The organism is Flavobacterium sp. CHNK8, from assembly GCF_019774515.1.
GTDB lineage: Bacteria > Bacteroidota > Bacteroidia > Flavobacteriales > Flavobacteriaceae > Flavobacterium > Flavobacterium tiangeerense.
Genome location: NZ_CP081492.1, coordinates 2576695 through 2603353, shown reverse-complemented (window position 1 = coordinate 2603353; position 26659 = coordinate 2576695). Strand labels below are relative to the sequence as shown.

27 protein-coding genes and 1 pseudogene are annotated in these 26659 nt (G+C 29.1%); 25 read left to right on the top strand and 3 right to left on the bottom strand.

The window, feature by feature from the left end:
- Positions 1-903 carry an OmpA family protein gene (locus K5V07_RS11255; protein WP_221917552.1) on the bottom strand — a complete coding sequence of 301 codons (903 nt, stop codon included), beginning with the start codon at positions 901-903 and terminating at the stop codon, positions 1-3.
- Between the two features lie 675 nt (positions 904-1578).
- Here K5V07_RS11255 and K5V07_RS11250 point away from each other — a divergent pair.
- The 12 genes from K5V07_RS11250 to K5V07_RS15090 all read left to right on the top strand — a co-directional run bounded on the left by K5V07_RS11250 (position 1579) and on the right by K5V07_RS15090 (position 10856).
- Positions 1579-1908: a hypothetical protein gene (locus K5V07_RS11250; protein WP_086455080.1), complete on the top strand. Its 330-nt coding sequence runs from the start codon at positions 1579-1581 to the stop codon at positions 1906-1908.
- A 92-nt stretch (positions 1909-2000) separates the two neighbouring features.
- On the top strand, positions 2001-3965 hold the full coding sequence (locus tag K5V07_RS11245) for an adenylate/guanylate cyclase domain-containing protein (protein ID WP_221917551.1): 1965 nt from the start codon (positions 2001-2003) through the stop codon (positions 3963-3965).
- Positions 3966-4530: 565 nt separating this feature from the next.
- Positions 4531-4866, top strand: coding sequence for an NHLP leader peptide family RiPP precursor (locus K5V07_RS11240; RefSeq protein ID WP_221917550.1), 336 nt, complete (start codon positions 4531-4533; stop codon positions 4864-4866).
- 28 nt (positions 4867-4894) lie between these two features.
- A complete protein-coding gene (locus K5V07_RS11235; protein ID WP_221917549.1) occupies positions 4895-5227 on the top strand; it encodes an NHLP leader peptide family RiPP precursor in 333 nt (110 codons plus the stop codon).
- Positions 5228-5265: 38 nt separating this feature from the next.
- Entirely contained in the window at positions 5266-5583 is a 318-nt protein-coding gene (locus K5V07_RS11230) for an NHLP leader peptide family RiPP precursor (protein ID WP_221917548.1), read from the top strand.
- Positions 5584-5633: 50 nt separating this feature from the next.
- Positions 5634-5978 (top strand): NHLP leader peptide family RiPP precursor, encoded by a 345-nt coding sequence (locus K5V07_RS11225; protein WP_221917547.1) that lies wholly within the window; start codon positions 5634-5636, stop codon positions 5976-5978.
- A 34-nt stretch (positions 5979-6012) separates the two neighbouring features.
- The gene (locus tag K5V07_RS11220; protein ID WP_221917546.1) at positions 6013-6342 is read left to right on the top strand and encodes a class IIb bacteriocin, lactobin A/cerein 7B family; all 330 of its coding nucleotides are present in this window, start codon (positions 6013-6015) and stop codon (positions 6340-6342) included.
- Between the two features lie 38 nt (positions 6343-6380).
- Positions 6381-6734, top strand: a complete 354-nt coding sequence (locus tag K5V07_RS11215) for a class IIb bacteriocin, lactobin A/cerein 7B family (protein ID WP_221917545.1) — start codon at positions 6381-6383, stop codon at positions 6732-6734.
- A gap of 457 nt (positions 6735-7191) precedes the next feature.
- The gene (locus K5V07_RS11210; protein ID WP_221917544.1) at positions 7192-8376 is read left to right on the top strand and encodes a hypothetical protein; all 1185 of its coding nucleotides are present in this window, start codon (positions 7192-7194) and stop codon (positions 8374-8376) included.
- Positions 8377-8520: 144 nt separating this feature from the next.
- Positions 8521-9702, top strand: a complete 1182-nt coding sequence (locus K5V07_RS11205; protein WP_221917543.1) for a hypothetical protein — start codon at positions 8521-8523, stop codon at positions 9700-9702.
- A 207-nt stretch (positions 9703-9909) separates the two neighbouring features.
- Entirely contained in the window at positions 9910-10557 is a 648-nt protein-coding gene (locus K5V07_RS11200) for a class I SAM-dependent methyltransferase (protein ID WP_221917542.1), read from the top strand.
- 143 nt (positions 10558-10700) lie between these two features.
- Entirely contained in the window at positions 10701-10856 is a 156-nt protein-coding gene (locus K5V07_RS15090) for a hypothetical protein (protein ID WP_370632482.1), read from the top strand.
- A gap of 57 nt (positions 10857-10913) precedes the next feature.
- Here the strand turns inward: K5V07_RS15090 and K5V07_RS15085 are convergent, their stop codons facing one another.
- Positions 10914-11012 (bottom strand): hypothetical protein, encoded by a 99-nt coding sequence (locus K5V07_RS15085; RefSeq protein WP_370632481.1) that lies wholly within the window; start codon positions 11010-11012, stop codon positions 10914-10916.
- On the opposite strand from K5V07_RS15085, the gene K5V07_RS15080 reads away from it, so the two are divergent.
- The 4 genes from K5V07_RS15080 (at position 10988) to K5V07_RS11190 (ending at position 12624) form a co-directional block, all read left to right on the top strand.
- Positions 10988-11128, top strand: coding sequence for a hypothetical protein (locus K5V07_RS15080; protein WP_370632480.1), 141 nt, complete (start codon positions 10988-10990; stop codon positions 11126-11128). The genes K5V07_RS15085 and K5V07_RS15080 overlap by 25 nt on opposite strands.
- 23 nt (positions 11129-11151) lie before the next feature.
- On the top strand, positions 11152-11355 hold the full coding sequence (locus K5V07_RS15075; protein ID WP_370632479.1) for a hypothetical protein: 204 nt from the start codon (positions 11152-11154) through the stop codon (positions 11353-11355).
- Between the two features lie 50 nt (positions 11356-11405).
- Positions 11406-11570: a transposase gene (locus K5V07_RS15070; protein WP_370632521.1), complete on the top strand. Its 165-nt coding sequence runs from the start codon at positions 11406-11408 to the stop codon at positions 11568-11570.
- A 322-nt stretch (positions 11571-11892) separates the two neighbouring features.
- Positions 11893-12624 carry a DUF3667 domain-containing protein gene (locus tag K5V07_RS11190; RefSeq protein ID WP_221917541.1) on the top strand — a complete coding sequence of 244 codons (732 nt, stop codon included), beginning with the start codon at positions 11893-11895 and terminating at the stop codon, positions 12622-12624.
- On the opposite strand, the pseudogene K5V07_RS11185 reads toward K5V07_RS11190, so the two are convergent.
- A pseudogene (locus tag K5V07_RS11185) lies at positions 12581-12781 on the bottom strand (response regulator transcription factor); the annotation flags it as partial. The gene K5V07_RS11190 and the pseudogene K5V07_RS11185 overlap by 44 nt on opposite strands.
- Before the next feature lie 558 nt (positions 12782-13339).
- On the opposite strand from K5V07_RS11185, the gene K5V07_RS11180 reads away from it, so the two are divergent.
- The 9 genes from K5V07_RS11180 (at position 13340) to K5V07_RS11140 (ending at position 26640) form a co-directional block, all read left to right on the top strand.
- Positions 13340-13504 (top strand): hypothetical protein, encoded by a 165-nt coding sequence (locus K5V07_RS11180; RefSeq protein ID WP_176330741.1) that lies wholly within the window; start codon positions 13340-13342, stop codon positions 13502-13504.
- Positions 13505-13634: 130 nt separating this feature from the next.
- Positions 13635-15668, top strand: a complete 2034-nt coding sequence (locus K5V07_RS11175; protein WP_221917539.1) for a sensor histidine kinase — start codon at positions 13635-13637, stop codon at positions 15666-15668.
- A gap of 6 nt (positions 15669-15674) precedes the next feature.
- Complete coding sequence (locus tag K5V07_RS11170) at positions 15675-16337, top strand: hypothetical protein (protein ID WP_221917538.1); 663 nt, start codon at positions 15675-15677, stop codon at positions 16335-16337.
- A 1035-nt stretch (positions 16338-17372) separates the two neighbouring features.
- Positions 17373-18026, top strand: coding sequence for a helix-turn-helix transcriptional regulator (locus tag K5V07_RS11165; RefSeq protein ID WP_144888997.1), 654 nt, complete (start codon positions 17373-17375; stop codon positions 18024-18026).
- Between the two features lie 100 nt (positions 18027-18126).
- Positions 18127-18666 carry a cyclic nucleotide-binding domain-containing protein gene (locus K5V07_RS11160; RefSeq protein WP_221917537.1) on the top strand — a complete coding sequence of 180 codons (540 nt, stop codon included), beginning with the start codon at positions 18127-18129 and terminating at the stop codon, positions 18664-18666.
- A gap of 7 nt (positions 18667-18673) precedes the next feature.
- Positions 18674-20239 (top strand): TolC family protein, encoded by a 1566-nt coding sequence (locus tag K5V07_RS11155; protein ID WP_221917536.1) that lies wholly within the window; start codon positions 18674-18676, stop codon positions 20237-20239.
- A 13-nt stretch (positions 20240-20252) separates the two neighbouring features.
- On the top strand, positions 20253-21515 hold the full coding sequence (locus K5V07_RS11150) for an NHLP bacteriocin system secretion protein (protein WP_144888995.1): 1263 nt from the start codon (positions 20253-20255) through the stop codon (positions 21513-21515).
- Between the two features lie 9 nt (positions 21516-21524).
- The gene (locus K5V07_RS11145) at positions 21525-23723 is read left to right on the top strand and encodes an NHLP family bacteriocin export ABC transporter peptidase/permease/ATPase subunit (RefSeq protein ID WP_221917535.1); all 2199 of its coding nucleotides are present in this window, start codon (positions 21525-21527) and stop codon (positions 23721-23723) included.
- A gap of 10 nt (positions 23724-23733) precedes the next feature.
- Positions 23734-26640, top strand: coding sequence for an NHLP bacteriocin export ABC transporter permease/ATPase subunit (locus K5V07_RS11140; RefSeq protein WP_221917534.1), 2907 nt, complete (start codon positions 23734-23736; stop codon positions 26638-26640).
- The last annotated feature ends 19 nt before the right edge of the window (positions 26641-26659 follow it).

The window sequence follows — 26659 nt, the reverse complement described above, 5'->3', positions numbered from 1 at the left end:
TTATTTTATAGTAACAACTGTTCTTCTGTTTTTTGATTTTCCTTCTTCGCTTGTGTTGTCTGCAATTGGATTGTCTGGACCTTGCGAACTGGTTTGAATTTGTTTTGAATCAATTCCTTTTTTTATTAAAAATGCTTTAGCAAATTCAGCACGTGATTGTCCCAGAACAATGTTTGCTTCTCTTGCACCAACACTGTCGGAATGCCCAACAATACTCACTTTTGCGTTAGGAACATTTTTTAAATAAGTTGCTATTTCAGCAATTTTAGTTAGCTCCTCGGTACTCAAGTTCTCTCGAGATTCATTCGTGTTGAAATACAATATGAGTGGATTTGCATTTATTTTTGCTTTTAACACCTCCCATTGATTGTTGCTTGCTGGTTCGTTTTCAATGATGTTAAAAGATGCAGGACCAATAAGCGTGTCTGAAATCATTTCCCATTTATCTTTAATTTCTCCTTCTAAAATAAAAGAATTGGCATCAAAACCAGTTGAAATTAAATACTTTTTTAGATCATTAGCTCGAGCTAGGGCTAAATTCGGAAAAGTACTGGTGTTTTTTTCGTCGGAAGTGGCATAACCTGTAATCTTAATTTTTTTATTAGGATTAGATTGTAATGCTGTTTTCAGATTTTTAAATCCAATTGCTACAGAATCAGAAAAGGGCACAAGAGCCGCCGTTTCGTTTTTGACAAATTTTATATTGTCATTACAGTGGTAGTCGAAATCGCTCCCTTTAATAGTAAAAGGAACTAGACCAGTTCTCTTATTATTGACAACAGTAGTTGAGTCGTCTAATTTAGGAGGCTTCATACAGCAATTGCAACAATAGTTTTGGTACAAAAACATACCTAAAATAATGGTAAGTGCAATTCCTAAAAGATAAAGAATTTTTTTTGACATAATTTTTGGGATTAAGATTCTTATCAAATTTAGTTAAAATTCATAAATAACTAACAGTCAGCCGTTTGTTTTTTTAATCCTTATTTTGAAAAAATCACAAAAAAACCGCAAAAGCTTAACAATTGCTGTTGAGGATGAATTAATAGTAGGTGGATACGAGTTGTAAATGCAAGTTTTTGCTGATTTGTCAATATATTTAAATGAAATTGCTTTGGTGTTTTATAACCAAACTTTTTTCTAGGTTTATAGTTTAGTTGATGCTCTAAATCTTGAAACTGTTCTTTTGTAATATATCTAGTTGTAGCATCAATAATTTCAACAGCGATTAAAATTCCTTTAGCTTATGCCATAAATTCTTCTACTTTAATGGTGTTCACATGACAATTATCGCAACAAATTATACATTAAAAAGAGGTGATGAATTGCTTTAATACCGCTTAAAATGTAAACTTTTTGATTTTTAAAACTTCTAGAAATACCGAGATTTGAACATGGTATCTCAGAAGAATTTTAGTAGTGAATCATTCAATTTATAATAATTAATAAGATAAAAACTGTTTTAAGAAACTTTATGTTGATCAAGTATTAATCTTTTGTCAGCATTTTTGGCATTTCTGTTCGTAAATAAGAGCTTAATTTCACAATTCTAAAAATGAATTAACAAAAACGATAAAAATGGAATTAACTAAAGACCAAAAAATTCTAGATGCAATTATTAAAAAGGCATGGCAGGATCCAACTTTTAAAAGCAATTTAATAGCTAGCCCCATCACAACTATAGAAAATTTTTTAGGGCAGCCTTTTCATTTGCCTGAGGGTAAGAATATTGCGTTTGTTGATCAAACAGATTTTTCAACAATTTTTATCAATATTCCAGCTGAGGTAAATATGGATGATGTAGAATTAAATGAAGAGCAATTAGACATTGTATCTGGTGGGGATGGAGATATAATACCCCCAGTTATAATTAAGCCTAACAATTATACAGGGGATATCTTTAAATAAATTTAACTTATTTGCAATTTTAAATATTAAAAACGTACCTATTCTAAACTTGAATATGTACGTTTTCATATTTTATCATAACCAATATACTCATGAAAAGAGTCATACATATTGTTTTCTCTATTTTTCTATTATTTAATGGAATATCTTATTTTGGGCAATCAAGAATTAAACAAAAAATTATTCTGATAAAAAAGGAAAACATTAAAATGGCTGATTCAATTCTAAACCTTGGTATGAAACATCAAGATGCAGGAGAGTATTCTAAATCATTACTCTTGTTTGACAAGAGTTTAAGGATTTATAATCATTTGGGTAAAAGCAAAAATGTGGGTGACTGTTTTAGTTATAAAGCAGTAACCTTTTATTATAAAGGTGATTATTCAAATGCTTTACTCTTTTTTAAGAAAAGTATCGAAGTTTATAAAAAAACAAAGTACAAAAAAGGAATTTCTTCTATTTTAAATAATATCGGAGGGGTTTATTATTATTTAGGAAACTATCTAGAAGCCTTAAATTATTATAAACAAGCAATTGTTGTTCAAGAAGAGCTCAAAGATATGAAAATGACTGCAGGAACCTCTCAAAATATTGGTGCAATATATTCACAAGTAGAAGATTATCCAAATGCACTTAAATACTTTCGTAAATCTTATTTGATTTATAAAAATAGTACTGATTTAAAAGCAATCTCTCAAAACTTAAATGCGTCTGGGATTGTTTATATAAAATTATCCAATTACCCAAAAGCACTAAAGAATTTAAACCAAGCATTAGATAATGCAAACCAAATAAATGATAAACAATTAAAAATTGAAATTTTATCGAGTTTAGGCGAATTGTTTTTTAAACAATCAAATTTTGAACGTGCATTATTTAACTATAATCTTTCTTTAAAATATGCTACCGAAATTAATAGTCTACAATATATAAGCATAGCAGAAGTTGCCCTTGGAAAAATACTAAATAATTTAGGTAAAAATAAGCAAGCAATTACAAAATGTTTAAAAGGTTATAGTACCGCCCAAAAAATAGGAGCTATATCTGTAAAAAAAGAGGCATGTGATTGTCTTTATAAAGCTTATAAGTCTAGTCAAAATGATAAACTGGCTCTTCATTTTTATGAAAAATCAATAAATTTTAAGGACAGTTTAAAATCTGGCGAAACTTCAAATAAAATGATGAATATGGAGTTTCAACGGCAACAGTTATTAGATAGTATCTCTCATGTAAATAAGGAACATGCTGTTGAAATCAAACATAAAGAAGAAGTTCAAAAAAAGGAAACGCAACGCAATATTATCATTATCTCATTAGGCTTTATTGTTCTTGTAGCTCTTGGATTATGGAATAGATTAAACTATACACGAAAATCTAAAATTGCTTTAAAAATTGAAAAAGACCTCTCTGAAGAGCTATTGCTAAATATTTTACCTGAAGAAATTGCACAAGAATTAAAAGAAAAGGGTTTTGTAAATGCCCGAGACTTTAATTTAGTTTCGATTCTTTTTTCAGATTTTAAATCCTTTACTCAAACCGCCGAGAAAATGTCTCCTCAAAATTTAGTTGAAGAAATAAATACTTGTTTCAAAGCTTTTGATTTAATCACTGAAAAATACAAAATTGAAAAAATTAAAACAATAGGTGATTCTTATATGGCAGCTGGTGGTATCCCCAAACCTGATAAAGAGTCTTTGACAAATATTGTACTAGCAGGATTAGAAATGCAGGATTTTATGTCTAAAAGAAAAATTAATAACGAAGCAAATAATAATCCTGCCTTTGAGATGCGACTAGGAATTCATGCAGGACCCATTGTAGCTGGTATCGTAGGAATAAAAAAGTTTCAATATGATGTGTGGGGCGATACGGTGAATACGGCTAGCAGAATTGAAAGCAATGGAATTGTAGGTAAAGTAAATATAAGCGAATCACTATATGATTTAATCAAGGATGATGAATCTTTTGTTTTTCAATACCGCGGCAACATCCACGCAAAAGGGAAGGGAGAAATCAAAATGTATTTTGTTGAAAAGAATCCTATTATTCCAAACTAAATAACCACTAGTAATAAAACCAATTTTCAAATTCAATTTTGTCAGTATAATTGTCAGTTTTACAGGAATTAGATACTTTAAATTTACATTAATGAAAAAGCAAATAAAAGATCAGTAACAAATGATCTTTTTGATTAAGCTTTTTTAAATGATAAACTGTTCTTGAATTTAATGTGGTTCATGTCGGGTTTAAATTATTGAAAATGAATTAATTACGCTGTAATTTATCAGCTTATTTGGCAATTTCATCAGAATTTGACTTACTAATTTTACATTAATAAAACAGAACAGATTATGAAGCTATAGCAAAATGAAGTTGACATTTTATAGTTTATAAACAGTGCAACTAAGATGTTTTTTTTTTTGTCGGTTTATTTGGCAATTTCATCAGAAATATACTTGCTAATTTTACATTAATAACGAGAATGATTTTAAGAGTAAAAACAAAATCAGGTTTGTGATTTATGATTTAACAGGTTGCAACCAGGATGTTTTTTTGTCGGTTTATTTGGCAATTTTGTCGCAAACAGATCAGCTAATTTTACATTAATTAAGAAATTGAGTCATGGGGCAAAATAAAAATAAAGAAGAAGTTTTACGATTAATAATCTCAAAAGCATGGGAAGATATTGATTTTAGAAAAAACTTAATAAGTGATCCAATAATAGCAATTGAGAATCTTACAGGAGCAAAAATCATATTGCCAGAAGGTAAAACACTAGTGGTAAATGATCAATCGGATAAATCAAAGGTTTACATGAATATTCCAGTTGAACCCAGTATAGAAGATATAGAACTTAATGAAGAGCAATTAGAAATTATTGCGGGAGGTGGACAAACGGTATGGGCTGATTTAGTAAATAATTTATTTCCAGAATTGAAAGATATTATTAAAATCTAACCTCTTTATAATCTAAAAATAAATAAATATGGAATTCACACAAGATCAAAAACTGTATGCAGAAATTGTACAAAAAGCATGGGAAGATGCTACATTTAAACAAGAATTAATAGCAAAACCTGTTGATGCAATAGAAAAATTAACTGGAAAAAAATTGAATTTACCAGAAGGAAAAACCATCGTAGTAAGAGACCAGACTGATGAGTCTTCTGTTTATATTAACATCCCTGCTAAGTCTAATTTAGAAGATGTAGAATTGAGCGAAGAACAATTAGAAGCAGTGGCTGGTGGAACGGGGGGCGAAGATATGCCATTGCCGGATATTCTTAAATTATTACAAAATATAAGATTTCATGTATAAGACTCATACAATTACTTTAACCAATTAAATCAAAAAAAATGGAATTTACATCAGAACAAAAACAGTACGCAGAGATTGTGCAGAAAGCATGGGAAGATGGTTCTTTTAAAGCAGAATTAATTGACAACCCAGTAGCGACAATTGAGAAATTAACTGGTAAAAAATTAAACTTACCTAAGGGTAAAACTTTGATAATAAGAGATCAAACAGATGAATCGGTTGTTTATATTAATATTCCAGCGAAACCACAAATAGATGCAGAATTGAGCGAAGAGCAATTGGAAATGGTTGCAGGTGGAGTATCAATTAAAGAAATTATAGATACTATAATAAAGCCATTCTCATTATTTGCTTGAATCAATTAAAAAATAATCTAAAATAAATATTAACATTTAAATTTTTAAACATGGAATTTACACAAGAACAAAAAATGTATGGTGAAATCGTACAAAAAGCTTGGGAAGATGCAGAATTCAAAAAAGAATTAGTTGCAAATCCAATAGCTACAATTGAGAAATTTATAGGCAAAAAAATGAATTTACCTAAAGGGAAAACCTTAGTGGTTAGAGATCAAACAGATGAATCAGCTTTTTATATTAACATTCCAGCCGAATCTACTAAATATGTAGATGCAGAATTGAATGAGGAACAATTAGAATCGGTATCAGGAGGAGTTTCTGTTTTTCCTATATTTATTAAATGGCCGCAAATACCAACTCCTACTTTTCCTCCTGGAACAATTGAATTTTAATCAACATTTATTAACAAATTAAAAATATAAAATTATGGAAATTTCATTAGAACAAAAATTAAACTCTCAAGTAGTACAAAAAGCTTGGCAAGATACACAATTCATGAAAGAATTGGTAGCAAACCCAATTGGATCTATAGAAAAATTAACAGGTCATAAAATTAGTTTGCCAGAAGGACAAAAACTTGTAGTTGTAGACCAATCGGATGCTTCAACGGTTTACTTTAACGTTCCGAGAAAAATGGACGTTGATAGTTTAGAACTAACTGAGGAGCAACTAGAACAAGTAGCAGGAGGTATTTTACCATTAATTCTTTATGGAGTTTGCGTTGGAATAGCAATTTATGCAGCATCACATCAATAAAAAAAAAATTAGATATAAACTTATAAACATTAATGACAATGAAAACAACAGCAGAACAACAAGAGAAAGGTGCAGAGTTGGTAAGAAGTCTTGCACAAAAAGCATGGGAAAATGCTGCTTTTAAAGAGCAATTGATTAAAAATCCAGTAGCAACAATTGAGCAAGTTACAGGGAAAAGTTTGCCAAATCTTAATGATAGAAGAATTGTAGTAGAAGATCAATCAGATGAGTCTGTAATTTACTTCAACATTCCTGCAAAAGTTAACTTAGAAGAATTGGAATTAACTGAGGAGCAATTAGAAATGATTTCTGGTGGAATTTTACCAATTGTTGCATATGCTATTGGAGCAGGTATTGGTTTTGGTTTATGTTGGCTTGGCTCACATGTATAGAATCATTGCAAAATCCATTTGTTATACATTATCAAACAACCAAACTTTCAGAGTGGTTGTTTGATAACTTTTTTTAAAGCATATTTACAATACTATATCATGAGTAATACTTCTTTCAGACCAGTTGCAATATTCTTAGCAGTAATCTTAGGCATCATAATATTTAAGCATTTCAACTTTAGTACGTTAACTTTTAAGAAGCCATGTTTAGACTCTATTTATATTGTAACTTTCGTTTTTTTATTGTTTGTCATATTTAAAAACAAAATTTCAAAATAAACACTAAAAGAGTTGATAGAAATTAATTTTTATTAACTCTTTTAGTACTTATTTTTCTACTCTCTGTAACTTATTTGATTTTATCAGAAGCTACGGCATTATGTTTGGCAGCTAATGCTCAACATACAACGCAATTCACTTTTAAAAGCGCCATTAAAAACTTTAAATTCTAATAAGTTTGATTACTATTTTAAACATACCTTATTTTGCAGGTGGACTCTCTCACTTGATTCCTTTATATGTCTTACATCATAAGTATTTAAGAAACAATAGTGAAATTAACAATCAATTTTTGGTTAGTAACAATTTGCAGAAAATACTTAAAATGCAAAATATTAACTGTGTTTCTTTGGATTATTTCAGTAATGATGACCTGCTCAATTCAAATGATTACCCACAATTAGTAGAATATTTGGTTGAAAAGGAAAAAGAAGCTTTTAGCATAGTTAAACCTTCACTAATTATTGAAGATACTTCTTTTACTTCACCGTTAATTGCTGAGAAAAATGATATCCCAAGAATTTCAATTCAACGTACAGGTTTTTTTAGATCAATTGATAAACAATATAGAAATGAAAACCACGGTCATTCTATAATGAAGGGTAATAGTCTTGGGGATTCTCTAAATTTTTCAAATTTAAATAATTTAGAGTTACCTAAATTTGACGACTCTGATTTGTGTTTTTTTCAACAATATCTAACGCCTAAAGTAAAGATTATCCCTGGTATTCCAACAATTGAGCGTTTGCCAGAAAACATAGAAAATAGGGGGTCATATTTCTATAGTGGCCCACTTATTATTATGGACAAACCTTCAAAGAATCTTTCTATTCGATTGGAAGAGTTTTTAAATAACAATAAAAAAAAACCTATTGTTTTTATTACCACAGGAACAATTGATAGAACCCCAATTGAGAATTTCATAGAGTTTTTTGTACAAAACAATTATGCCGTAATTACTACTTGTAACTGTGAAATTAATGATGCCTATCCTAAAGAAGTCTTTTATAATAAATTACTCCCTCTTCACTATATATGTGGAATTTCAAATTTAGTTATTCACCAGTGTGGTTCAGGAATGTACCACTATCCAATAATGAACAGAGTACCTTCTTTAACTTTAGGCACGAAATGTTACGATAGAGAAGATATAGCGCTAAGGTTACAAGAACTTGGAGTTTCTGGACATATTCCTCATCCAGATGATGACTCTAACTATTGGGATATTTTTCTCAAAAAGGTAAATAAGTTTGAACAAAATACATTAACAGATTATGAAATGATCGATAGACTTCGAGTTGAAATAAATGAAGTAGCGTCAAATTTTAAAATGAATAAAGTTATTCAATATGCTTTCTCTTAAAAGTATGATTGAAATAATTATAGAAGATGAAAGTCTTAATTCGAATCTCAATTAAAAAATGTAATCGTTAAGATTTTTATCCTTGTGTTATTGCAAGGGCCAATTTTAACTTCTTTGTTAACACTAAAAACAAACACTAATACTATGAACATTCTAACTATCCCATATATTGCCGGTGGAATCTCACACTTAATTCCTTTGTATGTTTTGCAACAGAAATATTTAAGAAATAATATCGGAATAAAAAATCAGTTTTTAGTCAATAGTAATTCGCAAAAATTCCTAGTGACGCAGGGAGTAGACTGTGTTCCATTAGATTATGCCTTTGAAGAAAGTCTGATTATATCGAAAAATTTATCGGAAATAAACGAATGTGTCGTTGAAATGGAAAAGAAAACCTATGATATCGTTAAACCTTCACTGATTATCGAAGATACTTCATGTTTTACTCCGCTAATTGCTGAGAAGAACAATATCCCAAGAATTTCAATTCAGCGAACAGGAATTTTTAGATCAATCGATAAACGTTATAGAAATGACAACCATGTACATTCTTTTCTGAAAGGCAATAATTTTGGAAAATCTGTGGGGTTTTCTAATTTGTATAAATCTGAGATGTCAATGTTTAACGACTCTGATCTCTCTTTTTTAGAGCATTATATAAAACCGAAAGCTAAGATCATTCCCGGAATCGCAACAATTGAATGTTTACCAGAAAAAATTGAAGATAGGGAATCTTATTTTTACTCTGGACCCCTTCTTATTTTAGACAAACCATCTAAGGATTTATCTAGTAGGATGGATGATTTTTTAAATGTTAACAAACAAAAACCTATTGTTTTTATCACTACTGGCACAATAGACAGAACTCCTATAGAAAAATTTATCGAGTTCTTTATAAAGCGAGGCTACATAGTTATAACAACTTGTAAATGTGACATTAATGAAGACTATAAACAAATGGTATTTTATAATAAATTACTTCCATTAAACTATATATGTGGCATTTCAAATTTAGTGATTCATCAATGTAGTTCTGGAATTTACCACTACCCAATAATGAACAGAGTGCCTTCCTTAACGATAGGTACGCAGTGTTACGACCGAGAAGATATAGCTCTAAGGCTTCAAGAACTTGAAGTTTCTGGTCATATACCTCACCCCGATGATGATTCTAACTATTGGAATGTTTTTCTCGAATTAGTAGATAAATTTGAAAAAAACACATTAATAAATTTTTATATGTTGGATAAACTACGACTTGAAATAAATGAAACAATGTCTAATTTTAAAATGGAGAAAGTTATTCAATACGCCTTATCGTAAAAGCGTATTCTTCAGAAAATTAGATTTGGGCTCTGTAATCATATAAAAAATAACTGGAATAGTGAGTTAACAGATTTTATGTCTTTTTTGAGCATTAAGATGAAACCCACCAAATTATGTTAAATTTTAATATGGAAGAAGTTATCAAACATATTCTTAGATAAAGAATATTAAAATTGAGAATAATAAGATAATAATCTGATAGAAATGTATAAAAACAATATTAAAGGGATAGAAGCTATTAATAATTTAATGTGTACTGTTAAAAGGTATGATATTATAAATTACTTAATAAACAAAAACAAATTTTCAAACTACTTAGAAATTGGTGTGTATCAGGGTGATAATATTCGAAAGATTCAAGCTATTAATAAAGATGGTGTCGATCCCGGAGTAGAAGGTTACTTAACTTCAGAAGTTAATTATCCTGTAACTTCTGATGAATTTTTCAAAATTATAAAAGATTCTAAAATTAAGTATGATGTGATTTTTATTGATGGATTACATCATGCTGACCAAGTTAATAAAGATATAGAGAATTCTTTAAAACATTTATTGCCTGGTGGTTATATAGTAGTTCATGATTGCATTCCGATAAATTATGAAGCTCAAAAAGTTCCAAGGGAAACACTCTTATGGAATGGGGATGTGTGGAGGTCAATAGTAAAATTACGTTTGTCTCGTTCCGATTTACAAATCAGAGTAGTTGATACAGATTTTGGTATAGGAATAATTAACTTCGGATATATGAATAATTATAGATTGAAAAATACTATTGATTGGGAATATTTTAATCAAAATAAAAAAACTATTCTCAATATAATATCTGTAGAGGAATTTGAAGATATATATTAAAAACAATTCATAAATTAATGATTGTATTTATTTACTAATTATAATTATATTTTATTATCCGTCATTACACATAATTTAATAAAAAGTATTTTTTTTGATAAAAAAAGCGATGAATTTATTCAGTTTTACAGCAAATTTCGGGAGTGAAGAATCTTGTAGAATGCATTTTAAATAATAAAGAGATAAGCAAGGAGTTCAATGCAAGTGCGGAAGTAAAGAACATTTTTGAATATAGAGTGTTTGGAGCTACGAATGTAAAAAAAGCAGAAGCAGAATTTCTTTGCGAAGTGGAACAATAATGTAAAGTTCCAATTTATCATTTCTGATTTGGTATAAAACTATGTTTTTAATGACTGCTACCAAAAAAGGATTTTCGAGTAAATAAATTCAAAAGCAACTGGGATTAAAACGATATGAACCAGTTTGGGAAATGGTGCATAAGCTACGAAAAGCAATAGGAAATAGAGATGTATGTTATACTTTAGAAGGAATGATTGGATTTGACGAAGGTTATTTTACTGTTGAATCATTAGAAATAGAACAAGAAAAAGGTATTCGTGGTCGTGATTAAGTAGGGAAAATGTCATAGCTATTATGGCTGAATCAACAATTTTAGAAGCTATTGAAACAGGGAAGAAATCAAATCAATGTAGATATTTTAAAGCTAAAGTATTAACAAATCATACTTCTGAACAAGTAAATGAAACTATTAAAGAATCTATTTCAGAGAAAAGCATTCTTTTTTATAGAAAAGCACATCATATATTGACATTGCAGACTTTGTTGAAATACACATAACAGAGAAATCCAATAAAGAAACAACAACAGAAACTTTAAAATAGGTTCATATAGCAATTAGCAATGCTAAGTGTAAATTCTTAGGAAATTATCATAAAATAAAAGGAAAATATCTTCAATTATACCTAAATGAGTTTATTTACAAGTTAAATAGAAGATATTTTGAAGAAAAACTATTTGATCGGTTAGTAATTGCTGGCATTACAGGATTATGACAAAAAACGGACAATCAAATAATTATACTTAAAAAAACTACATTCCCATTTGTTTGCGGCAGAATTGGAGGGTTCATACTAATTTTTTTATTTATTTTGGCCAAATATGTTTTTAACATCAATCGATTTATAACTATATACAAAGATTTGATAATAGGAAAAACAAAAAAATTGAAAATATTGTCATTCAAAATATGAATTACAGAGATTACTTTCTTTCTAAATTACACATATTATCAATTACTTAATATTTTAAAATATATAAAAGCCTATTTTTACAACAAGAATTTAATAGTCTTTTTTTTAATAACAAATGATAATTATGAATAAAAATTGCCTAAATTGTAACAGCACAATTGATAATAATTTTTGTCCCAATTGTGGGCAAAAAACCACAACCCATCGTTTTACTTATCACCACTTTACACATGATTTTGTACATGGTGTGTTTCATTTGGATAAAGGTTTTTCATATACCATAAAAGAGCTTTTAATTAGACCTGGTCACAGTATCAGAGAATTTATTCAAGGTAAAAGGGTTCAACATTTTAATTACTTTACTTTGTTGCTACTGGTTATTGCTTTAGAACATTTTATTCGTAGTTATTCATCTGTAAGTAGGGAGGATATATTAGGTAAAGAACTATTAGGATATGCAAAAGTAGCTCAAAATTATAATAAAATTATAAGATTAATAGGGATTCCTTTTTTTGCGCTTGTAACTTGGTTAATGTTCAGGAAAAGTAAGCAAAATTTTTTGGAAAATGTGGTACTAAATATATACATGATGTGCGGATCGCTTCTATTATATATACCTTTTACTATACTCATTGTTTTTTATAATAATATAGAAGTATTAAGAATAATTAATAATATTTTAACTGTATTTTTGTCAATTTATATGTTTTGTTTTATAATTCAATATTTCTCCACTTGTGGTTATAAAAAGTATTCATTAATTCTTCGTTCTTTTTTTGCTACATTCTTTATTGTACGTATTTATAGTATGATTACAGGTATAGCCAGTTTAATAGGGAAAACATACTTCCACTAATAGCATACGCAATAGCTTCCGTAATACTGTCTGCTTCCAGTTTTTCAAACAGTTTTCTTCTGTTAAATTTCACCGTATCTGGCGAAACAAATATGGTTTTTGCAATTTCGGTAATGGTAAAACCTCTCGTGTAGAGTTGCAAAATTTCCAATTCTCTTTTAGATAAAACTGTTTTCTTTTCGGTTTTGTTTTTCGTACCAAACTTTCAATAATTATTTGATTTTATATCAAAAATAAGTTCCTCAATTATTTGAAGTAATTTATAATGTTTATGTATTTTCCTAATCCAGGAGTTGGATTTTTTAGGAAAATTGTCTCTCCAAAATCCTCAGACTTCTGAAGTTATTACTACAACTGTAATACTCATTTGTTTCAATGATTGAAATTTGAATAATCAATAAACTTTCTACGATTGCTTTGCTATAAAGTCAACCCAGCGTTTATGCTGATAAAGGAAGTTAAAGCGACATTGTTCGAAAAAAAAAAGATAAACTCAACTACCCCTTAATGTTTGTTTTTACAATAACAATAATTTGAAACATAGGAATTTTAACATTTTTTACACTTTTAGGTTAAAGCCAAACTTTAGAATCATTATAGATTTGTAGTGTAATATTACAAGAACAAGGAATTCTTGATTAGCAATTTCAATAATGAAATAGCTTCAAAAAACAATGATTCAAAAAACTATTATTAAACATAAATCAAAAAGACCATGAAACATTTATTTTATTGTATAGCCATTCTCGCCCTAGTTGTTAGTTTAAATTCTTGTACTGCTGACGAAATTGAAACAGAAAAACCTAAAGTTCAAGTACAAGCTCAAGATGATGTTGATCCAAAAAATACAAGTGGTGGTATAATACCACCAAAGAAATAATATAGCTATAATAAAACGTTATTAAGAGGTTATTATCTGAATTGATATTCCTTTTTTCGTATAAAAAAGTATAAAAAATGTACTTTTACAATTATTTAATTCTTCTGTATTGAAACTATTTCACATAGCATTGATTTTTAGTCTATTTTTTTTGGGGTGCCAGCGTAAAGATGAAAAATTTTACGCTCCGACCACTAGTAATGTAGATTCCTTAATTTCAAATTCCAGAGACAAAACCAAAACTAAAAAGGAAAGACTAGAAAAGGCATTATTAGCTTTTAAAATTATTGAAAACGATAATGCTTTAATAGTTTCCTCCGACTATTATTTTGAATTGGCAGATTCGTTTTCACAGCTTGGAGAAAGCCATACTAGTCTTTGCTTATTGCAAAAATTGTATCGCAAATCAATTTTATTAAAAGATAATGAAGGCATTCAAAATGCAAGCTACAGTATTGCAGGTGTGTACAATAATGAAACAAAATATGATTCAGCCTATTATTATTACACAAAATCTGAAAAAGTCATTTTAAAAGAAAAAAATGACAATTTGCTAGGAAACGTTAAAATCCAAAAAGCAGAAATTTTATCATTTAGGAATGATTATATTGGAACCGAAAAACTAGCCATTGAGGCATTAAAAATTGGCATTGCTAAAGAAAACAATTTATTGATTTATAATTGTTATCTTACTTTAGGTACTGCACTCATGGGTTTAAAGAATTATGACAAATCATTAGACTATAACAATAAAGCTATTGAAGCCTCTGAATATCTAAAATCAGAACCAATGTATTTATCATATAAATGCCAGCCCTATAATCAAATTGCAAATATTTATGTAAAAACCCAAAAATATAGTAAAGCTATTGAATTTGCAAAACAGGGATTAGCTTTAGCTGATTTTAAAAAAATAGATCCTCCAATTTATTGTTATCTTATCAATAAATTGGCTTACTCTAAATTTAAACTAGGTGATAGATCCTCATTTAAACAATTTGAAGAAACTTTAAGAATTGGAGACAGCATTGGAAGTACCCCTATTCAGATAACTTCTAAAATTTATTTAGGCGAATATTATTTAAATCAAAAAAACGATTCAAAAGCGAATTACTATTTAAAAGAAGCGCAATTAAAAGCTCATAAAAATAACCTTTTCGAAGATGAGCTCATAATTCTTAAATTATTAGCTCTTGTTAATCCTCAAGAGGAATCCTTTTTTTCAAATAAATATATTCATCTTACTGATAGTCTTCAAGATGTAGAGCGTACTTCTCGAGATAAATATGCCCGAATTGAGTTTGAGACTGACCAAATAGTTCAAGAAAAAAAAGTAGTTGAGGATAAAAAAAATGAAATCTCTAAACAGTTTTATTTATATGCTGCTTTAAGTGGATTTATATTGTTAATATTATTATTTGTGTTATCTATCAAAAACAAAAACATTAAACTTGAAAAATTGTTCCGTAAACAGGAGCAAGCTCTTAATGATTCACAGATATATAATTTGATACTTTCAAATCAACAAAAAATTGAAGAGGGCAAGCTCATAGAAAAGCAACGAATTTCCAGGGATCTCCATGATGGAATAATTGGAAAATTGTCAGCAATACGTATGAATTTATATGAAATTAAATACAATCAATCTCCAGAATCCATAAAAAAGCATTTAGATCATATTGCGGGGATGAAAGATATTGAAGAGGAAATTAGAAACCTTACACACGATTTAAATACTACTGTTTTTTCAGGCTCTGATGATTTTGAAGCTATGATTAAAGCATTATTCACAGAGTTAAATCTAAATTCAGCAGCTAAAATAAGCATAGAAGTTGATCCAAGAATAGTATGGTCTGTTATTGATAAAAATGTAAAAATGAATCTTTACAGAATTTTTCAAGAGGCATTACAAAACATTAATAAATATGCAGACGCTAATTTAATAACGATTGTAATTACTAAAAACGAAACAAGTATAGGAGTTCAAATTGCTGATAATGGAAAAGGTTTTGAAATACAGCAAATAAAAAAAGGAATTGGTTTAAAAAATATGGAATACCGCTCTAAGGAGATTAACGGACAATTCTCAATAGAATCTAAACAAAATATAGGAACAAAAATAAATTTGTCAATCCCGATAGAATTCAATAGATTTGAGTTTTAAATATTTATGACAAAAAAAATATTAATAGTTGAAGATCACCCTTCAATGATTACTGCTTATCAGACTATTCTTTCGCACAATAGATTGGGCCATGATTTAGAGTTTTATTCAGCTAATAATTGTGAGTCAGCATACGAGTGCATTTCAAATGAAATCAATACAATTTCTTTTGATTTGGTTATGCTTGATTATAGTTTACCTCCTTTTTCTGATAAAAATATATCTAATGGGGGTGATTTAGCAGTTTTAGTTCATAAATATATTCCTTTAGCAAAAACACTGATTATTACTTCGCATTTTGAAAGTGTTATTTTGTACAATATGTTTCAAAAAACAAAAGTCAATGGAATTTTGGTAAAAACAGATTTTGACGATGAGGAATTGTTATTGGCCTACGATAAAATCATGGCTGGTGAAAACTATTTCAGTAAGACTGCTAAAAAAGCAAAAACAGATCGTTTATTAGCTGAAGGACATTTTGACACTATTGATCGTCAAATTATAACGTTAATATCTAATGGATGTCAAATAAAGACTATTGCCACTACAATTAAAGTATCAGAAGATACCGTTAAAAAGCGTAAAAGTAAAATAAAGGATATTTTAGGTATTGATAAAGGCAATGACGAAGACATTTTACGGGAGTGTAGAATATTAAGAATGATCTAACTTTTGATGTAAAAATTTCAAAAAAAATAAAAGAAACTTCAAAAGAATACGTTTTATAACCAGGAAACATAATACGGTATTTCATGTGTTTTTTCAATTTCTTATACAACCTCATTCTAAATTAACAAAGCTGTATTTCAAATAGATTCTAATAATGTAGATTTTATTTTTAATTGTTTCATTTATCATTTCCCCTCGAAGTTAAACTTCAATTATTGTTTCAGTTTCTAATCTTTAAATAATATCCTCTCCATATTTTTATCTAAAATTCTATTTTATTACCATTTAACGTTGATCAGATTTTTTTAATTTTTATCTCATTTATTTTGGCAACTATAAATATTAAAAGTATTCGGAATTCGTATTACGTTGATTCTTAATGTAAAATCAAAATAACGCTAAGTTGCTATTGAACATACATTTATAGATCTAATATTAGAATATTATATTAAATGAATTCAAGAAACTATTTGACCAGCTCCAAACAAGTGGTGTGTCTTTTTTAAATAGCATATCAGTTAAAGGGCGTTGCATTTTTTCATTCAAAATAGATACAGTTTGTTTTATACCTTTTAACAAACTAAAATAATATCATAATCTCCTTGTAAATTTTGTCGTATTGTTACGATGAATAGTTATCTTTTTTTTAGGAATCCAAAAGTCTTTATTTATAATTTCTAATGTGTTTAATGTTAGATTTTGTAGCAATTAATGCAATTAATCCTGTGTGAGTTATTTGTATTCAGGATTTTTTGAGATTTAACTTTATTTACACTTTAAGTGTAAAGCTTCACTAAACTTCAGTTGTAGTTTTGGCATATAGAATTTCTTAAGAATCATTTTCAGCTAACATTTTGAAGGGTATAAAACCAACAAAATAGAATGTGTACATAGCAATATAGGTATCTCATTTTACTAATAGTTTTATGTAATTGAAAATAATGAAAGTCAATAGACTTTGAGTTTGCCCACGAACATGTTAGTATCCGAATTTTGAAATTTAGTAATCAATAGAATTAATTACCGCTATAAGTCATGAATGCAACAGTAAAAAAAACTACAATAGATTGGTCTTCGCCGGATATTTTAAATCATTTATTCTTACATATAAAGAACCCATTAGATACTATTATGACTGCTAGCACCCCTAGTTCAGTTGAGAATAAGATAACAAATGAAATAATTTTTTCTAGTAGTAAGCAAATTAATGACCTTATTGAGGAAATATTAAATGAAATTAAATCTAAATCAGTAAGCTTAACCATTCAAAGACGTCCTGATATTTTTGATATTTATGAGTCAAATAAGAATGTTCAGCATCTATGTTCTAATAAGATTACCCCAGAAAAAGTAACAAAAAATGATCAAAATTGGTTAATCAATTTAGAAAAAGAAATTTATAATTCTATTTCTAAAAGTGACCTTGACTTATATGAATTATCATGTAAAATGGCTGTTAGTGAAAGGCAACTTCATAGAAAAATTTCGAATTTAGTTTTTTTAACACCTAATAAATACATACGTGTTTTAAGGTTGCATAAAGCTAAGCAATTGATAGAAAACTATATTCAAGATTCGATCTCTCAAGTTTCATATTCTGTTGGTTATAATGATTCTCATTATTTTTCTAAGTTATTTAGCAATCAATATAATATATCTCCCAAAGAATTAATAAACTCATTGTCTTGAAAACGAAACTGTTGATACAGTGCTATCAAAACCAATAGTTAAAATAAAAATTATTTAAAAAAAGAATAACTAAATAACCATAACCTTTAAAATACATACTATGAAACGAGTACTTTTTTTCTTAGGCCAATTGAACGACAGAGATGTGGAATGGATGATCCAAAACGGCCAAAAAATAGAACTGAAAACAGGAGATAAATTAATCCAAAAAGGAAACTATGTGGATAATTTATACATTTTATTATCAGGTCAACTATCAATCTTTTCAGATGAGACTGAGAATGAGGAAATAGCCACCTTAGGAGCAGGTGAAATTGTGGGTGAAATGTCTTTTTTAGAGTCTAGACCTCCATCAGTTTCTGTTATTTCAAAAAAATCAGCTGTAGTTTATAAAATATCTCGAAATGTAATAGAAGCACGTCTTTCATCAAATCCAGATTTCAAAGCTAATTTTTATTACTCATTAGCCTTATTTCTTTCTAATAGGTTAAGAAAAACTACAGATCAGTTGGGATATGGAGTACCAGAGGAAGAGGATTTAATTGACACAAAAGTATTAGATGTTGTTTCACAAGCAGGTGCGCGTTTTGGTCAAATATTAAATAGATTTTCAGAAGTAAAGTTCAGTGTTAATTATTAAGTTCAATATGAGGAATTATTTTTTGTTTTATATTTTATTTAGTAGTTATACTCTTTTGTACAGTCAGGCTAAAATTAAGTGTGATTTAATTGAGGTTTCAAGTATTGCATTTAATAAAAATCCAACTATTAGAAGTGCTAATTACTCCATTCAAAATGCCGAAGCTGATTTACAAGTTCAAAGAAGTATTTTTGATTTTAACTTAAACTCTGATGTTACATTTCAAAATAGAAAATACAATCTTTTTGATGCAGATCCTAGAAATGATTTCGTCGATAAAACGCTTAGAAATAATTCATTTGATTTTTCAATTGGTTCACAAAAAAGACTACGAACTGGACAATCAATTGATATAGGTTTAAAATATAATTATAATAATTCAAATTTTCCGTACAATACTTTCAATGAACTTGTTGGTAGTTTTTATGGTAATCATTCTAGTACGCTTAACCTTGTTTTAACTCAACCACTTTTAAGAGGAAGAGGAGCTAAGATAGTTACAGCTTCAGAAAAAGCATCTGTTTTTTACATCAATAAAAGTAAATATGATTATGAGTTTGCAAATTCTCTTGAAATAGAGCAAATAGGCATTGCTTATTGGGATTATTATACGGCATATAAAAGTCTATCAATTTATACTCAAAATGAGAATAGAGTGAGAGATGTGTTAAATATGACTACAGAACTTGTAAAAGCGGATAAAAAACCGCTAAGTGATTTAGATCAAGTCAATGCAGATTTAAGAAATCAAGAAAGGCTAACTGCAGTTGCAAGACAAAATTTGTATAATTCAAGAATTAATTTAGGAAGAGTTATTGGTTTAATTGATGAAGAAAGTCAAAGACTAGATATTCCTGTTAATGATTTCCCCACTGTTTTAGAATCTGGCTACAATGAATTTATTGATAAAAATGCACTAATTAAAATTGCTAAGAGTAAAAGAGGTGATGTTAAAGCAATAGGAGAAGAATATAAAGCATTAGAACTTCAATATTTAGTAGCAACTAATAATCTAAGGCCTCAATTAAACTTATCAGCTTTTGGTTTTTATGGGAGTGCAAGCGTAGGAAACGGAGTTGATAAAACATGGTCTTCTCTTGTTAATAATCAAGGTCAAGAACTAGGTGGTGGAGCCAAACTTTCATTTTCTTTTCCGTTGAATAACAATTTGGCCAAAGGGAATTATTCGATACGTAAAATTGCTTTGCAAAATCAAACGGTAATAAATGAAAACATTCATAGAAATATTGAATTGAATATTGACATAGCAGTTAATAATCTTATGAATAGTGTTTTGATTCTTCAAAAATCAAAAGAATCTTTTGATTTTTATCAAAATGCATTTAAAAATGAACACATTAAGTTTCAATCCGGTTTAACTACTCTTTTAAATTTAATCTTATTTCAAGAAAGACTTACTGGTTCAGAATTAGAGAATTTAAACGCACAGCAACAATTCTCAAATGCAATCTTAATACTTAGGCACGAAACAGGTACGCTTATTTCTAAAGAAGATCTTGGGTTTAAAATTACTCAAAATGCATTTTATACTATTCCTAACAAAGAAAATTAAAAATACATAAATTATGTCAGCACCTTTTTTTAGAAAATCGGCATTAGAAAAACTTTCAACTCCAGAAAAATTAGATCAATTAATTAAGGTCACTGGTACAAAAGCTTGGATAGCTTTAATTACAATTATAGTAGCAATTTTCACAGCCATAATGTGGTCTTTTATGGGCACCGTAAAAACAAAATTAGATGTAATTGGTGTTGTACTGGGCGGGGACGTTCATGAAGTAGTTGCTACAGCACAAGGGCAATTAGTTGAGTTGAGAGTAGCAATAGGGAGTACCGTTAAAGAGGGTGACATAATTGCTACAATTCGACAACCAGAACTTTTTCAACAAATAGAAGATGCAAAAGCGGTTCTATCTGATAGAAAATTTGAAATGGAAAAGCTAATGTCTTACGGGAATCAAGGTACTCAACTACAAGGTGAAATAATTAGTCAATCCCGTGTAAGTATTAAAGGGGAGATCGAATCAGAAAAAAAGAAAATTATTTTTCTGAATAATCAACTAGAATCAGAGAATATTTTATTGGATAAAAGTTTAATAACTAAATCGCAAGTTGCAAATACGAAACAACAAATTGAAGTAGCCAAAAATACTATTGAAAGATTAAAAGGACAAATAGCTCAGACCTCAAGTCAGCAAAATGATTTAGGTTTTGATATGCAACAGAAAGTGATATTACAAAAGCAAAGAATTGCGGAAGCTGAAAGAAATCTTCAGTTTTTAACTGAAAGGTATGACAATCAAAGAAATATAAAAAGTCCATATAGTGGAGAAGTAGTTGAGGTTTTAACCGATGCTGGAATTGTTGTCTCTGTAGGGTCTCCATTATTTAAACTTAAGAATACCATTAAAACAAAACAATCTCAATTAAGAGGTATTCTTTATATTCCTTCAAAAGATGGAAAAAAAATCAAAAAAGGAATGGAAGCTTTAATTGTACCTTCGACTGTCCAGCCTGAAGAATATGGATTTATAAAAGGAAAAGTTACTTATGTATCAGATTTTCCGATAACCCAACAAGGAATGCTCACATCTGTTAAAAATGATCAACTTACAAAGCAACTTTTAGTAGGTGGTCCTTTATTTGAAGTATACGTAGATTTTGAGAAAGACCCAGTATCCTATAGTGGATATAAGTGGACTTCTGCAAAAGGACCAGATATTTTTTTAAAAGAAGGTACATCATGTTTAGGTAAAATCACAATCAAACGAGAGCCTCCTGTTACATTAGTTGTTCCAGCGTTCAAGAAATTTTTTGACTTATATTGATCCATCAAAATGAAAAATATCATAAACTTACTTTTAAAAAAACAAAATAGACCTGTCAAAGTGCCTACTGTTCTTCAAATGGAAAGCGTTGAATGTGGTGCTGCTGCTTTAAGTATTATATTAGGACATTTTGGAAAATTTGTTCCATTAGAAAAATTGAGAATAGCTTGTGGGGTATCACGAGATGGATTAAAGGCTACAAATATTCTAAAAGCGGCTAAAGAGTTTGGGTTAGAGGCAAAAGGATATGCTAAGTCTATTGAAAAGTTAATGCAAATAGAGGCTCCATCGATTATTTTTTGGAATTTCAATCACTTTTTGGTACTTGAGGGTTTTACAAAAAACAGAGTTTATCTTAGTGATCCAGCTCAAGGTAGGTATTTTGTAACTCACAAAGAATTTGATGATTCTTACACAGGAGTTGTTTTAACCTTTAGTCCATCAAAAGATTTTGAAAAAGGAAATGAGAAAAAAGGATTATTTGCATCGCTAATTTCAAGAATTACAAATTCTAAATTGAGTATAACCTACATTATTATTGCAAGCTTGTTTTTAGTAATTCCTGGTTTAGTAATTCCATCTTTCCTTAAAATATTTATAGATAAATATCTAGTGAATAATTTTTCAGGTTTTGTAATGCCGCTTTTATTAATTATGGGTGGCCTTCTTATTGTTAATGCATCTCTAGTCTATCTGCAGCAATACTTTTTGCTTAAATTAGAAACAAAACTTGCATTAGTAACATCTAGTAAATTTCTTTGGCATGTTTTTCATTTACCTATTGCTTTTTTTACTCAGAGATATAGTGGTGAAATAGGTAATAGAGTTTCATTGAATGACAAAGTAGCAAAACTTTTAAGTGGTGATTTAGCAAATGCGGCATTAAATGTTATTGTTGTAATTTTTTATGCAATTTTAATGTTCTCCTATGATGTTACCCTGACTTTAATAGGTGTTTTTATGGCACTATTAAATGTGGTTGCCTTAAAATATGTTTCGACTGCTAGAAAAGACGGAAGCCGAAGATTGAGCAATGAAACTGGAAAGTTATTAGGAACTACTACTTCTGGAATTAGCATGATTGAAACATTAAAATCTTCTGGTAGAGAAAATGATTTTTTCACGAATTGGATTGGTTATTTGGCTAAAGTAATGAATGCTCAACAAGAATTTGGGTGGTTGACTATAAGGCTTAATATACTCCCAAACCTAATTTCATCTTTAACAAATACTTTAATTTTAGGTTTAGGGGCTTTGAGGATAATGGAAGGAGAGATGACATTAGGAGCTTTAGTTGCCTTTACTTATTTAATGAACAATTTTATTACACCAGTAAATCAATTAGTATCAGTAGGAGCTATGTTGCACGAAACAGAAAGCGATATGGCGCGTATTGATGATGTAATGAACTATGAAATTGACAAACAATTTATAAAAAACGAAGATGAAAATATCCAGCAGCCCAATAAGGAATCCATTAATAACAAATTAATTGGATATTTTGAAATGAAGAATGTGACTTTTGGATATAGTCCTACAATGCCAGCGTTAATTGAGAATTTTAATTTAAAGTTAAAACCCGGAAGTAGAGTAGCACTAGTAGGAGGTTCTGGAAGCGGAAAGTCTACTGTGGCAAGAATAGCATCAGGGCTTTACGATCCTTGGGATGGTGACGTATTGTTAGACAATAAAAATAGAAAAGATATTCCTAGACATGTCATTACAGAATCATTAGCAGTAATTGATCAGGAAGTTTTAGTGTTTAATGGCACAATTAAAGAGAATATTTCTTTTTGGGACGTGATGATCCCAGAAAAAAACATTATAAATTCCGCAAAAGATGCTGATATTCATGATGTTATTGCGGCTAGAAATGAAGGTTACGATAGCTCTGTTTTAGAGGGTGGATCAAATTTTAGCGGTGGACAGCGTCAACGAATTGAAATTGCTAGAGCTCTAGTTTGCAATCCTTCAATTTTAATTATGGATGAAGCTACCAGTGCCTTGGATTCAACCACAGAGAAAATTGTGATGGATAATATTAAGAAAAGAGGATGTACTTGTTTAATTGTTGCCCATAGATTAAGCACTATAATGGACTGTGATGAGATAATTGTAATGGAGTTTGGTAAAATCGTAGAACGAGGCTCTCATAAAGAATTATTAAAATTAAATGGTGTTTATGCTAAATTGATTGAAACAAAATAAAAATTAAGATATGTCAACGAAAGAAAAAATATATATAGGAGTTGAAGAACCATTGATACTAAATAACACAGATAAACTCTGGATGGTAGTTTCTGGTGAGGTAAATGTGTTTTATGTAAGAGTTGATGAAAAAGGAGATTATTTATGTGCGTTAAAATATTTATACTCCGCTAAAAAAGGAGACTTATTATTTAGTTTGCTTTCTACTGACTGTAAAAATGATACTCGTTTAATTGTTTTTTCAAACGAAGCAACTTTATTATCAATAGATAAACATAAACTTATTGCTATTGATCATTTTTTTCTAGCCGGTATGATTGATAAATGGATACTAAAAACTTCATTTAAAATCAACTCAAGTAATACTCCAAAAACTTACAAAACGATTGATAGTTATAATTATTTTTTTTTAAATCAAAATACAATTGCATACCCTTCTCATGGAATAAACTGGATAAGTTTAATTGATGGTGAGCTTTCTATTTTTTCAGATCATGAGACCATTAATTATAATGATGGACTTAAATTCCCTATTCCTGTTTGTAATAAGTTATGGGTTAAGTCCTTATCTGAAAGTTCTGAGTTGAAATCTATGAGTACCAGAGAAGTTCTAGAGGATGAAATTAATTTTTTAATTTCTTTAGAAAAACTACAAGGTCATTTTTACAATCAACTTTGCAAGAATATAGAGATCAGTAGTTTATCAGAAAGTGATATTCTTAATGATAAATTAATTTATCAAGAAGAAGAATTAAAAAGCACTTTAGAAAAAATAAAATCGATAGTTACTGGTTCTAAAAAAGAGTTACATCACTTAAAGAAAGATAAGGCAAAAAAGCAAAATATACTTTTTTTGACATGCCAATTAATTGGAGAGCAAACAGGTTTTAAATTTGAAGAACCTAAATATTTTGAGGCAGATAATTACAATACAAATAATTATTTATATGCAATTGCTCAGAGTTCTAAAGTAAGAATACGAAAAATTATTTTACGAGATGTGTGGTGGAAAGATGAAAATGGACATTTGTTAGCATTTGTAAAAGAAACAAATGAACCTGTAGCTCTCATTCAGAAAAATTCTACCACTTATTTAATTAAAAACTTTTCTAAGGGTACCGAAACTATAGTTAATAATGAAATAGCCGACACTTTAGAACCTATTGGGTATATGTTTTTTTCTGGATTTGATGTGAAAATGGATTCCATAAAAAAAGTATTGAATTTCGCTATGAATGGCGTAAAAAAAGATGCCAGACTATTACTAGTTGCTTCTTTACTTGTAAGTCTAATAGGTTTATTAATTCCTATTTTATCAGGAATGATATATGATGATGTAATACCCACTGCAGATAAATCTATACATTTAGAAATTTTCATTATCATGATAATTATCGGTTTTGTAACAGCTGGACTGCAACTTGCGCAAGGAGTTTTGCAAATGAGGTTAGAGTCAAAATCAAGTATTAACCTTCAAGTAGGAGTGATGGATTATATCCTTCGCTTACCTGTAACTTTCTATAAAAAATATACAGCGGGTGATCTTACAAATAGAGTTTTAAGTATTAATTCAATAAGACAAATTTTATCTAATACATTGATGACAGTTGTACTTAGTGGGGTATTCTCTTTTGTAAATTTATTACTTCTTTTTTATTATGATTCTAGTTTAGCATGGGTTGGAGTTACGCTTGCCTTAATAGCTATTGCTTTTATGATTTTGATGGGCTGGTTTAAACTCAAGTACGATAGAGAGGTGTCAAAATACCAAGGAGATATTCAAGGTTTTCTTTTCGAATTTCTATCTGGAATTAGTAAAATAAGGATAACAGGAGGTGAAAAAAGAATTTTTTCTCTTTGGGGTGAAAAGTTTTCAAAATTAAAAAAATTAGGCTTTAGTGCAGGTAGTTACCAAAATTTTGTGGAGGTTTTCAATAGTTCTTATCCTCTTTTTACAAGTATATTATTTTTTTCATTCATATATTATACGGTTTTAAATTCTAAAGATGCGGCAATGATGTCTGTTGGCTCATTTATGGCTTTTATCATTTCCTTCAACAAATTTTTAAATGATAGTTTAAGATTAAGTATGGCATTTATTTCTTCACTTAGTGTTATCCCTCTTTACGAAAGGGTTAAGCCTATTCTAGAGGAAAAACCAGAATCGATAGAGGAAAGTATTGATCCAGGTGAATTAATGGGTGAAATTGAGTTGAATTCTATATCTTTTAGGTATTATGAGGATCAACCTTTAATTTTAAAAAATATTACATTTAAAATAAAACCTGGTGAAATGGTTGCTTTTGTAGGTGCTTCCGGCTCTGGAAAATCTACTATTATGAGACTCCTTTTAGGATTTGAACATCCGGAGTTAGGCTCAATATTCTATGATGGTAATACATTTGACGCAATGAATAAAGAATTGACAAGACGACAAATAGGGGTGGTATTACAAAACGGAGCACTTATGTCAGGTAGTATTTATCAAAATATTGTTGGAAATTCAGAATTAACATTAGATGATGCTTGGGATGCAGCACGAATGGCTGGTATGGAAGATGATATAAAGAATATGCCAATGGAAATGCATACTGTTATTAGTGAGGGAGCTGGAACTTTTTCAGGAGGTCAAAGACAAAGATTAATGATTGCAAGAGCAATTGCCCATAAGCCTAGATTATTATTTATGGATGAGGCTACGAGTGCTCTTGATAATAAAACTCAAAATATTGTTGCAGAAAGTTTAGATAAACTTCAAGCTACTCGTATAGTCATAGCACACAGGTTGAGTACTATAAAAAATGCTGATCGTATTTTTGTATTAGATAAAGGGGAAATTAAAGAGTCAGGAACTTATGAAGAATTAATTCAAAAGGACGGATTGTTTACAGAACTTGCTAAACGTCAAATTGCTTAATACTTTTTAATAAATTTAA